This is a genomic window from Aromatoleum petrolei (genome assembly GCF_017894385.1).
GTDB classification, from domain to species: Bacteria; Pseudomonadota; Gammaproteobacteria; order Burkholderiales; family Rhodocyclaceae; genus Aromatoleum; species Aromatoleum petrolei.
In genome coordinates this window covers 2,807,935-2,820,134 of sequence record NZ_CP059560.1, presented here as the reverse complement: position 1 = coordinate 2,820,134, position 12,200 = coordinate 2,807,935, and the positions used below count along the sequence as shown (strand labels likewise).

The following is a 12,200-nucleotide window of genomic DNA, read 5'->3' as shown; positions in this document are numbered from 1 at the left end:
GGGTCAATGACGATGCCGACACCCGAATCCCTGCTCACGAGTTTCCCGCTGCTCGCCGGCCTCGGCGCCGAGGGCCGTCCCGACTGGCGGCGCGGCAACGCGAGCGTGCGCGAGGTGATGCTCAACATCCTGCTCACGCGCCCCGGCGAGCGCCTGATGCGCCCCGAGTTCGGCGCCGGCATCCGCAACTTCATCCACCACCCGAACAACGAAACCACCCGCGCGCTGATCGCCGACGCCGCACTACGTGCGCTCACGCGCTGGGAACCGCGTGTGACGATCGAGGAGGTCCGCGCCGTGCCGGACCGCGAACGCCTGTCGCACGTGAATCTCGAGGTGCGCTACCGCCTGCTCGCCGACGGCCGGCGCGAGACGCTCGAACTCGCCCTGGACCTCGGCTGAGGGAGCCCGAACCATGCAGCTTCCCAATACCTTCCCCGTCCCCGACCTCGACGACCGCCGCTTCGACGAGCTGGTCGCGGAGCTGCAGGCCCGCCTCGCGCGCCACGTGCCGGAGATGGCGCCGCTCGCTCCGGGCGATCCGGTGCATGCGCTGGTCGACCTCTTCGCGTGGCTCACCGAGACCGTCATCTACCGCGCGAACCAGATTCCCGAGCGCCAGCGCCGCGCCTTCCTCAATCTGCTGCAGATCCCGCTGCGCCCGGCGCGGCCCGCGACCGGCATCGTCAGCATCGACGCGAGCGGGCGTTCCCTGCCGCCGCTGATCGCCACCGAATCGGCGCTCAAGGCCGGCACGACGAGCTTCTCGACGGTCGGCGAAGTGCAGCCGACGCCGCTGGCGCTGCGCGTCGTGGTGAAACGCACGCTCGACGAGGCCGCCCTCGCCGCCGAAGGCATCAGCCTCGACCAGCTGCGCGCGCAGTACGGCGTCGAACCGGCGGCCTTCCGCCCGGTGACGCTGGTGCCCGGCCACGACGCACTGAGCACCGCCGGCACGCGCGACGGCGCCTTCCACCTCGGCATCTGCCTCGCCAAGCCCGCCTTCGTCGCGCAGGCGGATCTCGTGCGGCGCGAGCTCGCCGGCATCGTGCTGAACGTCGGTCTCGCCCCCCTGACCGAACTCGAAGGCCTGCTCGCGACGGGGCTGCGGCCACGCAAGCTCGCGTGGGAACTCGCCTGGTGGCCCGACCCCGACAATGCGCCGCAGAACGTGCAGTACCTGCCGCTCGAAGTCCTTGCCGACAGCTCGGCCGGCGGGCGCAAGACCGGCGTCGCGCGCCTGCGCCTGCCGCGCAACGCCGACCTGCTGCGCGCCACCGCCGCGCTCGACCCGCAGTTCGCCGGCCTCGGCGACACGCCGCCCGAGCCGCCCGCCGACCTGCGCCCCGGCCAGCTCCTCTTCTGGCTGCGCGTGTCCTGCGCCGACGAGCCGAACCTCGCGCTCGGCTACCTCGGGCTCAACGCCGTCGACGTGATCGGCCAGGGCATCGCGCGCGACATCGTGCTGGGTGCCGGCACCGGCCGCCCGGACCAGCGCTTCGAGCTGCCGCACGCCGACGTCGAACTCGCCAGCGTGCAGGTCGAGGTCGAACACCTGCACGCCTTCCGCCCCTGGACGCGGGTCGCGCATTTCGCCGGCAGCGGGCCGGACGACACCGTCTTCGTCGTCGACGCGGCCGACGGCAGCGTGCGCTTCGGCGACGGCATCCGCGGCAAGCGCCCGCCCGCCAACGCCCGCATCCGCGCGGCCTTCTACCGCCACGGCGGCGGCGCGAAGGGCAACCTGCCGCCCGACAGCATCAAGGAGATCCACGGCAGCGGCGCCCGCCTCGCGCTGCGCCACGAATGGCCCACGCGCGGCGGCGTCGACGCCGAGACGCTGGACGAGGCCGAGCGCCGCATCCCGGCCTTCCTCAGTCATCGCGACCGCGCCGTCACCGCCGAGGACTTCGGCGTGATCGCGCGCGACAACCCGATCAACCCGGTCGCGCGCGCCGAAGCGGTCGCCGGTTTCTTCCCCGGCGCGAGCCTCACCGCCGTGCGCCGCAACGTCCCCGGCGTCGTCGCCGTGTTCGTGATGCCGCCGGCGCCGCAGGCGATGGCCGCCGCGCCGCGCCCGAACGCGGGCCTGCTCGCCGACGTGCATGACTACGTCTCGGCGCGCTGCATGCTCGGCACCGAGCTCTACGTGCTGTCGCCACAGTTCGTGCCGGTCGCCGTCGCGGTGTCGCTCGAAGTCGTCGATCCCGCGACCGAGCAGCAGGTGCATGCCGAGGTCGAGCGCGCGCTCTTGCGCTACCTGTGGGCGCTGCCGCCGGGCGGTCCGCGCGGGGCCGGTTGGCCGCGCGGCAAGGCGGTCGAGATCAACGAACTGCGCACGCAGGCGGGCCGCGTCGAAGGCGTCGAGGCGGTCAATGCGCTGCGCCTCTTCTACCAGGACCAGCAGCAGAACCCGCCGGTGTGGCTGGAACTCACCGGCGCGCAGGCGCTGCCACTGCTGGACTTCCAGTTGCCCGAGCTGATGGCGGTCGCGATCCGCCCGGGCGAGGACCGCCCGGCCCCGCCGCGCGGCTTCGGCCCCGGCCGCCCGCCCGAGGACGGCCCGCGTGCCGTGCCGGTGCCGGTGATTCCGGATTTGTGCTGACATGAACAGCAACGGCACCCGCTTCCTGCTCCTCGACGGCGCGGCAGACTTCCGCAACGCGAGCCGCCAGTGCAGCTGGGACGTCGAGCAGCGCGCTTTCACGCTTACGCGCCAGGACGCCCCGCGCCTGCCGCAGATGCCACCGGCGCGCGCGCGCGAACTGCTCGCCACGGCCACGCCGCTGATCCTCGACGACCACGGCCAGCTCGGGCGGTTGTCCGCCGACGGCCTGCGCTTCGAATGCGCGCTGCGCTGGCCCGCGAACGCCCCGGCCGACTGGCAGCCCGTGCTCGCCGCGCTCGACGACACGGAGACCGGCGCACCGAACCTGGAAGCGCTGGTGCTCGACCCGGTCGACGCGCCCGCCGGCCGCTTCACCGACCTCGCCTTCGGCGGCAGCGGGCTGGTCGCGCTGCCGTGGAGCGACGGCGGCACGGCGAACGGCCTCACCGCGGTGCATCTGCGCCGCCGCTGGCAAACGCACTGCACCCTGCCCTTCGCCCCGCGCCGCGCCTGCGTCGAAGCCAACACCGGCGCCGACCGCATCTGGCTGCTCGGCGAGACGCGCCTCGGGCTCGCCGTCGGTGCGCCGCTGCCCCAGCCCTACGTCGGCCGCCCCGAGCGCTTCGAACCGCTGCAGGCCAACCCCGATCCGCTGCGCCTGCTGTGGGACGTCGACCTGCCCGCGCACGGCGGCCTGCTGGGCCTGGCCGCCGACGACGAACGCCTCTACGTGCTGAGCGAAACGACCGATAGCACCGCCGACGCGCCGCGCATGCAGGTGTTCACCCGCGCGCTCGCCGTCGGCCCGACGGAAGGCTTCCGCGTCCATCGCCTGCCCGACGACCTTCCGCTCGCAACCGACCTCGCCGCGATCGGCGACGGACGCTTCCTGCTGCTCGTGCCCTTCGAGGAAGGCGCCGAGCGCGGCAAGCAGCGCGACTGCCCGCTGCTCGCCCTCCCGGACGACGACGAAGCCACCGCCGCCGACCTCCTCGCCGAACGCTGGCCGCGCCGCTCCGAGGCTCCGCTGCCCGCCGCGGTGCGCTTCGTACGCCACCGCGACGGCGCGCCGCGCACGCTCACCGAAGACGGCCCGGTCCGTCTCTACCGCCTCGCCCAGGCGCACTTCGCGCCGCGCGGCACGGTCACGCTGACCGAGATCCTCGACTCGGCGATGCCCGACACGCTGTGGGACCGCCTGTGCTTCGACGCCTGCGTCCCGCCCGGCTGCCGCATCGACTTCGCCGTGCAGGCGGGCGACGACCGCGAAGACCTGCCCGACGAGTGGATCGCCCAGCCGCAGGCGGTGCTCACGCCGCACGCCTCGGAACTGCCCTTCGCCCCGGGACGCGCACCGCAGGGCGAGGACCACGCCGGCCACGCCGGCCTGTACGAACTGCTGCTCCAGCGCGGCAACGGCGCGGTGCGCGAGGTGCGCGGCCGCTACCTGCGCCTGCGCATCACGCTGCACGGCGATGGCCGCCACAGCCCGGCGATCTTCGCGCTGCGCGTCTACTACCCGCGCTTCTCGTGGCAGACCCACTACCTGCCCGACCACTTCCAGCAGCAGGAACGCCCGCTGCCGCTGGAGGACGCCGATCCCATCACCGCCAACGGGGCCGACTTCCGCGAACGCCTGCTGGCGAGCTTCGAGGGCCTGTTCACGCCGCTCGAAGACCGCATCGCCGCGAGCGAAATCCTGCTCGACCCCGCCGCCACTCCCACCGAACGCCTGCCCTGGCTCGCCGGCATGCTCGGCACGCACCTGCCCCGCCACTGGCCCGACGCGCGCCGCCGCCGCTGGCTCGCCGCCCAGGGCGCGATGCAGCAGACGCACGGCAGCTACCGCGGGCTGCTGCTCGCGCTCGACATCCTCACCGACGGCGCCGTCGCGCGCGGCGCGGTGATCCCGGTCGAGCATTTCCGCCTGCGCCGCACCATGGCAACGATCCTCGGCATCGACATGGACGACCGCGACCACCCGCTGACGCTCGGCACCGGGCTTTCCGGCAACAGCATCGTCGGCGACAGCCTGATCCTTTCGGACGACCAGGCACGCGAGTTCCTCGCGCTATTCGCGCCGGAAGTGGCCGAACGGCGCGGCGAGACGGAAGTCGTCGAGCGCTTCTTCGACGAGGCCGCGCGGCGCATGACGGTGATCCTGCACGGGCCGGCGAAGGGCCTCGCCGCCGTCGTGCGCGACGCGCTGCCCGCGCTGGTGCCGGCCACCGTGCAGTGGGCGATCCGCGCGAGCGACCACCCCTTCGTGCTGGGCCTGTCGCCGCTCCTGGGCATCGACACCTGGCTGGAAACCCAGCCGCCGCCGCGGCGCGTCGTGCTCGACCGCACCCGCCTCGGCCGCGGCGACCTGCTGCACAACCCGGTCGCGCTCGACCCCGAGCACGCCGTGGCGATCGACGCGAGCGCCAGTGAAGCACCGTAAAGAACAACCAAGGAGAAGGGCATGAGCGAGCCCGACGACAACTGCGACACCAGCCTCGCCGGCGACGGCCGCTTCGAGGACGCGCTGAAGCGCGTGAACTACGCGCCCGGCATGCTGCTGGGGCTGGAGGCGACGCGCGCCGAGCAGGACTACTTCCGCCGCCGCGCGACGCGCCACGGCTACTGGCTGCACGGCGCGGGCACCGTCGCCGGCTTGCGCGTGAGCATCCGTGCCGAAGACCCCGGCAACGACACCGACAACGTGCGCGTGCGCCTCGTCGTGAGCCCCGGCGTGGGCGTCGACGGCCTCGGCCGCGAGGTGAGCGTCGCCGAACCCTACTGTGTGGACCTCGGCGCCTGGCTCACCGCCCAGTTCGAAGACGAGGAACTGTGGGGCGCCCTGATCCGCGACGGCTATGCCGCGGCCGACAACCTGCTGTGGCTCAAGGTCACGATGCGCTACCAGGACTGCGCGAGCGGCCTGCAGCCGGTGCTCGCGACCGAGGTCAATGCCGGCACCGACCCGGTACAGCCCAGCCGCGTCGCCGACTGCGTGCTGTTCGAGCTGATCGCCGAACGCCCGGACGACGTGCCCGCGGAGGAGCACCTCTTCGCCGCCCACGCCCGCATCAAACCCTACGACGAGATCGAAACCAATCTCGGCGAGCGCGAACGCGCCCAGGTCGAGGCCGCCGCCGGCGCCACGCGCGCCCAGCTCGAACTCGGCGCGCGCCTGCTGCATTCGCTCGGCGACGACAACCAGTCGCTGGTCGCGCGCCAGGCCTTCCTCACCGACCCGGCCCAGCTCGCGCGCACGCTGCTCGCACGCCTCGCGATCCGCCTCACGCCGCCCGCGCCCGACCCCGGCCTCGTCGTCAATCCGCGCCGCATCGAGGTCGACAACCTCGTGCGCCCCTTCCTCTTCAACGCCGCCGCGCTCGCCCGGCTGATCCGCGCCTAAAAGGGAACCGCCATGGCCAACATCCGCTTCACCCCGTTCCGGATCGGCACCACCAACGCGGCCGGCGAGCGCATCTCCAGCATCGACCCGCTGCTGTCGCGCACCAATTACTTCGACGGCCAGCTGCTGAAGGCCTCCGACCTCAACCGCGACCAGATCTACCTCGACGAGCGCCTGCTCGAACTCGGCCAGGTGTTCGGCGCCGGCATCGTGCGCGGGCTCGACCTGAGCCTGCGCTCCGGCCACGTCCTGCAGGTGGAGCCCGGCATCGCCATCGCCCCCTCGGGTCGCGTGCTGCAGCTCAACAACCAGCCGTTGACGATAGACCTGCTCAACAGCGGCCTGATCGCGACGCTCAACGACGGCCGCTTCCGCAGCTACGCGCGCGGCCTGTATGCGCTGGCGCTGACCCACGCCGAGGTCGTCGACGGCGTCGCCGAAGCCTTCCCCAAGGACCTCGCCGCGCCGCGCCGCCCGCACGTCGCCGCGTGGGCCGAAGGCGTCGAGCTGCGCCTGATGCCGCTGCCCTTGCCGCTGCCGCGCCAGGACGAGATCGCCGTGCGCGCGACCCTCGCGCGCGAGCTGCTGTCCGGCGGCGAGCGCCTCGCGCTGCCCTCCGACGACGCCGTGCCGCTGGGCCTCATCGCCGTCGAGCGCGGCCGCATCCTGTGGCTGGACCGCGGCCTGCTGCGCCGCCCGCAGCGCGCGCTGAACACGCCCAACGCGATCCAGCAGGACCTCGCGACCCACTACCTCGAACTGATGCAGACGGTGCTCTCCAGCCGCCAGAGCGCCGGCCTGCGCGGGGCCTTCGCCGCGAGCCAGTACTTCCGCGTGCTGCCGCCCTGGGGGCCGATCCCGCAGGACTGCGTCGACCCCATCGGCGGCCGCCAGCAGTTCTTCCCCAAGGACTACGAGGTCAGCATCGCGCCGGTGCGCCGTTCCGAGCTCGCCGCGGTGCTCGCGGACTCCGCCCACCTCGCGCCGATCGATCTCGAACGCGACGCCGACTGCGACATCATGGTGCTGGTGCCGATGAGCGACACCGCCTTCGCGCTGCGCGCCCGCCAGCTCGAAGCGCCGGCCGAGGTCGTGCCGCGCGCGCTCGGCCGGCTCGCGCGCCTCGACCGCCTCGCGCTGCGCATCCTGCCGCAGCCGCCGATCCACCGCATCGACACCGACGCCGACGTGTGGCGGGCGATCTGGGCCGAGGTGAATCCGGCCGAGCTGATGTTCGTGCGCCGCCCGCCGCGCACCGCCGAGACGGCCGTCAGCGCCGTCGTGCTCGCGCTGGGCATGACGCTGCCGCCGCCCGGCTCCGCGCTGCCGCCCGATGCCGCGGCGCTGGAGGAACAGCTCGATGCTGCATTGGAGGACGTCGACGCCGCCGAAGAGGCGCGCGCCGCGCTCGAAGCCGAGATCGCGCGCCTGAAAGTGCGCATCGCCGAACTCGAAAAGGCGCTGGCCGCAGCCGGCGGCGGCACCCCCACCGACGCGCTGGCCGAGATCGAGCGCCTGAAACTCGCCCTCGCCGCGGCGCAGAAAGAGATCGAGGCCCTCAAATCCGACGACCGCAACGCCATTGTCATTGCCAACGCGCTCGAAGCCGCCAGTGACCGCATCGACGCGCTCAAGGCCGAGCTCGACGCCGCGCGCGCCGAGATCGAGCGCCTGAAGACCACCAGCGCGCCGATCGACGAGACCCTCAAGCAGCGCATCGAGGAACTCGCCGCCGCGCTGGAAGCCGAGCGCGCGAAGTCCGCGGCGCTGGAGCAGGAACGCGCAACGCTCGCCGCGCAACTGAAGGAGGCGCAGCTACGCATCACCCAGCTCGAAGCCGAACTGAAGGACGCGCTCGCCAAGCTGGAGGCAGCCGGCGGCACCGACGCCGACCTGCAGGCCGCGCGCGAGGAGGCCGCGAAGCTCAAGGCCGAGCTCGATGCGACCCGCGCCACGCTCGAAACCACCCGCGCCGAACTCGCCGACACGCGCGCCAAGCTCGATGCCAGCCTCGCGCGCGAGGCGGCCGCGAACACCCGTATCGCCGAGCTGCAGAACGCGCTCGCCGCGGCGAACAACGAGATCGCGACCCTGCGCGCCCGCATTGCGACGCTCGAAACCCAGCTCGCGAACGCCAACGCCACCATCGAAAAACTCAAGCTCGAAGCCGCGCAGACCAGCGACCTCGCCAACGAACTCACGCTGGCGCTCCTCGCGCGCGCCCGCGGCGCCGACGACGCCGGCATCAAAGCCGCGACCAACGCCGACACGATGATCGGCGGCAACGAGCGCGCGCGCATCGCCGCGGTGCAGATCGTCGGGCTGGCCGACCGCCGCCTGGATCCCGCGCTGTGGCCGACCATGCCCGCGCTCGCGCGCTTCGACCTCGGCATCTTCGAGAAGCTGCGCGACCGCTTCCTCGACGCCGCCGGCGACCTCGACCTGCCGAAATTCTTCCTCGAAGAAGGGCAGAACTTCGGGCTGTCGGGCACGCAACTCGAACTGTGGAAGCGCGTCGCAGGCTGACGATCTAGGGAGCACACCATGGCCACCCCGTCCTTCCTCTCACCCGGCTTCCTCTCATCAAGCTTCCTGTCGCCGAGCCTGCTCGCCGCCCTCGCGCTGCGCCCCGCCCTGACGCTGCTGCCGCGCGTGCCGGTCGAGATCCGCCTGCACGACCCGGAAACGCGCCCCGACGACCCGCGCCGGCTCAACCTCTTCCCCGGTCGCGCGCTCGGCGAACGCGAGTTCGAGCGCCTGCAGGCCTATGTCGACGACCGCATCGCGCCGCTGCTCGCGAGCCTCGAACCGGGCATCGTCGAAGGCCTGCCGTGCAGCTTCTTCGGCACCGGCGCCGACACCCGCGTGCGCGTGCAGACGGGTCTCGCCGTCGGCGCCGCCGGGCAGCTGATCCGCCTCTTCTACCCCATCGACCAGGCCTGGACCGACCTCGCCGCGCAGGCCGAACGCGACCAGGACGCCCCGCTGCGCGACGGCCTCTTCCTCGTCACGCTCCGCAGCGCAGTCGAGCCGATCGACGACCCGACCGCCCAGGAACCCTGCACCCGCTACGAGCCCGACCCGCTGCGCGAACGTCGCATCGAGACGGTGTGCCTGCTGGGCCTGCAACGCATCGCCGGCAGCCCGCGGATCATGGCGATGCCGCGCTCGCGCGCCGCCAACCGCATCGGCGCGCGCCTCTTGCGCGAATCGCCCTTCCGCGAGGACTCCGGCGCCGTGCCGCTGGGCCTCGTGAAGGTCGTCGGCAAGCTCCCGGTGTGGTTCGACCCGCTCGCCGGGCGCCTCCTGGCCGAACCGGACGCCGCCGCCCACACCCTGCTCGCCCACACCGTCGCCGCGCTCGAAGCCTGGCAGCGCGAGCATCGCGACCCGCTGCCCAACGTGCCGACGCAGACGCTCGCCGAACTGCTCGGCCTCGACTACCTGCCGGCGGCCGGTCCCCTGCCGGCCGCGCTGCTGCGTGACCCCGCAGGCAAGACGCCCACGCTCGCCTTCCTGCCCGCCGACCTGCAGGTCGAGCTCGCGCCGGTGCCCGCCAACACGATCGAAGGCGTCGTCGCCGACGAACTGTCGCGCGGCACGGTCGACCTCATCCACGGCCTGGGCGAGCGCATCCGCCTGCTGCTCGCGATCCCCGACCTCGACTACCGCCGCGACCTCTTCGACCTGCCGCAGCGCGACACGAAGCTCGAAGACGAGCTCTTCCGCCGCGCCGAGGCCGCCACCCGCGCCTACCAGGCGTGGAAAGCGCAGTGGTTCGCGCTCTTCCACGGCCTCACCGCACAGCAGCTGCAGGCCTTGCGCGCGCCGCTGCTGATCGCCAAGGCGCCGCCCGACCCCGAGCAGTACCGCATGAAGCTCGTCATCGACCGCGCGAAGACGCTGCCGCCGGCATCGGCGCCGATCATGACGACCCACGTCGCTGCGACGGCCGGCACGCCCAACCTGCCCGAACCCTACGCGAGCCACCTCGCCGATCCGCATCCCGCGCCGGAAGACTACGACGTCGTTCCCGACACCGAGCCCGGCGACAACGGCCTCTTCCGCCAGCGCGAGGACCTGCGCGCCGACATCCGCCACCTCGAAGCCGCACTCGACAAGAGCTTCCGCCTGCTCGAAGAGGTGAACGACTTCCTCGGCCTGCAGCGCCAGCAGCTCGACGCGCTGACCGTGTCCTTCAGCGCGCTCGCCGGCGGCGTACCCGGCGACGGCCTCGGCGCGAAGCTGGTGCGCTGGACGACCAAGGCCAACTTCGTGCCCAAGGCCTCCACGGAGAACCCGACATGAGCGAGCTTTTCAACCGCTTCACGGCGAATACCACGGAATTCACCGAGGTGAAGCTCGCCGCCGACGCGCCACTCCTGAACCTCTCCGGCGCCGTGCAGATGGAGCCGACGATCTCCGCCGGCACGCTCGCCGCGCTCGCCGGCCTGCAGTTCGAGGCACAGCCCAAGGAGCCTCTCACCGAGCCGGTGTTCAGCAAGGCGCCGACCACCGGCAAGGGCATGCTGTCGCACGTCGAGCTGATCCGCGACAGCTTCCTCAACGTCCGCCGCGATCTGCTCGACCTGCGCGCCAAGGCCAACGCACGTCAGAACCAGGCGAAATCGCTGATCGACCGCCTGTGCGACTTCCTCGACGACTACCTGAAGCCCGAGGAACTGCGCCGCCTGGGCGTCATCGACGACGACAATCAGGCGCCGGCCTTCCGTCTGATGGTCGCGCCCGATCTCCACAACGCCGACGGCTTCCTGCTGCGCCCCAAGCTCGACCTCGCGATTCCCCGTCCGGGCGACACCGGCCCCGACGGCACCGCACACAACGACGAGTCGGCGCTGTTCGCGGCCGGCAAGGTCGTCGCCGACGACATCCGCAAGATCGAAGCCCTGCGCGGCGCGCTGACGACCCTGCGCCGCCGCCACCAGCAGACCCTCGAAGACCTGCGCGCGCGCCTCGCCGCGCTCGAAACCGACATCCCCGGCGAGATCCGTAGCCTCGACGTGCGCGAGCGCGAACGCGTCGAGGCCCTCGACGACTACGCCGTCGCCCAGCGCCTGCTCGCCGAACACTGGCGCGAGATCGAGGCCGCCTACGCCGAGCGCAAGCGCGTGATCGAGAGCCACCGCGGCCTCTTCTACGTCAAGGTGCGCGAAACCCCGCTCGGGCGCACGCTCCCCGACCCGCTCGACCTGCGCCCCGCGAGCCCCGACGACCTCGTGCCCGGCTGCGCCAATCGCGACACCGCGCTGCCGGCCGCGCTCGGCCCCTTCATCGAGGCCGTCTACGACATCCCCGCCGGCGACTGGGCCAACCTGCGCCCGCTCGGCCATCTGCTGCCGGGCCGCGCGATCCTCGCCGGCCTCGTCGACACGCGCCGCCAGAAGCTCGCACTGCGCCTCAACCGCGCGGTGTCGGCGGAGACGCCCGTGCTCACCAGCCTCGTGCAGCAGAACCACGCCCTCGTGCGCGAAGTCGCCGCCCGCCCGTTCAATGCCGGCGCGCTCACGGAACTGCAACGCCAGGGCAGCGCGATCCTCGCCCTCGACGACCTCCTCGCGATCCCCTCGCCGCTGCTGCGCGACCCGGCACGCGCGCTGCACCAGCGCCTCGACGCCGCCGCCGGCTGCATCCTCGCGCGCCTGCGCACCATCGCCCCGTCGATCCGCCTGCAGTGGTCCACCCTGGCCGAAGCCAACCGCCTCGCCGTCGAAACCCCCGAACGCTGGCCCGGCCTCGCCGACGCCGAGGAGCGCGACTTCAACGGCGTGCGCACGCTGGTCGAGCTCATCGCCTGGTGGTTCCGCCAGCTCGACACCGACGCCTCGGGGGTGGCCCGCACCGCGATGCGCAACCTCGTGCGCGCCTGCCTGCTGCTCGCCGCCAGCGACGATCCGCGACAGCTCATCCAGGGCACGCTCAAGACCCTCCCGGGGCGCTTCCGCATCGGCGAGGCGCTGCGCCTCACCCTCAACCGCGAAGCCGCGCCCGGCACGCTGCTGCAGCTTTTCGACGACAGCCAGCGCGTCATCGCCACCCTGCGCGTCGACGACCACGACGACCAAGGCACCGTCGCCTCGGTCGCCACCATCCTCGCCCCCGAAGTCGAGCGCAACCCGGGCGCAGTGCTCAACACCGCGCTGCGCATCAGCGGGCTGAACCGGGGCTGAG

The 12,200-nt window shown here is 72.7% G+C and carries 7 protein-coding genes; all 7 read left to right on the top strand.

Annotation, left to right across the window (positions count from 1 at the left end):
• The first annotated feature begins 6 nt into the window (after nucleotides 1–6).
• The 7 genes from ToN1_RS12860 to ToN1_RS12830 are packed head-to-tail and all read left to right on the top strand — an operon-like array spanning nucleotide 7 to nucleotide 12,199.
• Complete coding sequence (locus ToN1_RS12860; protein WP_244860759.1) at nucleotides 7–402, top strand: GPW/gp25 family protein; 396 nt, start codon at nucleotides 7–9, stop codon at nucleotides 400–402.
• Nucleotides 403–415: 13 nt separating this feature from the next.
• Nucleotides 416–2,605, top strand: coding sequence for a putative baseplate assembly protein (locus ToN1_RS12855; RefSeq protein WP_169207884.1), 2,190 nt, complete (start codon nucleotides 416–418; stop codon nucleotides 2,603–2,605).
• A gap of 1 nt (nucleotide 2,606) precedes the next feature.
• The gene (locus ToN1_RS12850; protein ID WP_169207883.1) at nucleotides 2,607–5,051 is read left to right on the top strand and encodes a phage tail protein; all 2,445 of its coding nucleotides are present in this window, start codon (nucleotides 2,607–2,609) and stop codon (nucleotides 5,049–5,051) included.
• 21 nt (nucleotides 5,052–5,072) lie between these two features.
• A complete protein-coding gene (locus tag ToN1_RS12845) occupies nucleotides 5,073–6,011 on the top strand; it encodes a hypothetical protein (RefSeq protein WP_169207882.1) in 939 nt (312 codons plus the stop codon).
• Nucleotides 6,012–6,023: 12 nt separating this feature from the next.
• Nucleotides 6,024–8,537, top strand: coding sequence for a coiled-coil domain-containing protein (locus ToN1_RS12840; RefSeq protein ID WP_169207881.1), 2,514 nt, complete (start codon nucleotides 6,024–6,026; stop codon nucleotides 8,535–8,537).
• An 18-nt stretch (nucleotides 8,538–8,555) separates the two neighbouring features.
• Nucleotides 8,556–10,319: a hypothetical protein gene (locus ToN1_RS12835; RefSeq protein WP_169207880.1), complete on the top strand. Its 1,764-nt coding sequence runs from the start codon at nucleotides 8,556–8,558 to the stop codon at nucleotides 10,317–10,319.
• Complete coding sequence (locus ToN1_RS12830; protein WP_210147805.1) at nucleotides 10,316–12,199, top strand: hypothetical protein; 1,884 nt, start codon at nucleotides 10,316–10,318, stop codon at nucleotides 12,197–12,199. The genes ToN1_RS12835 and ToN1_RS12830 overlap by 4 nt, the downstream gene beginning before the upstream one ends.
• Nucleotide 12,200: the final 1 nt, after the last annotated feature.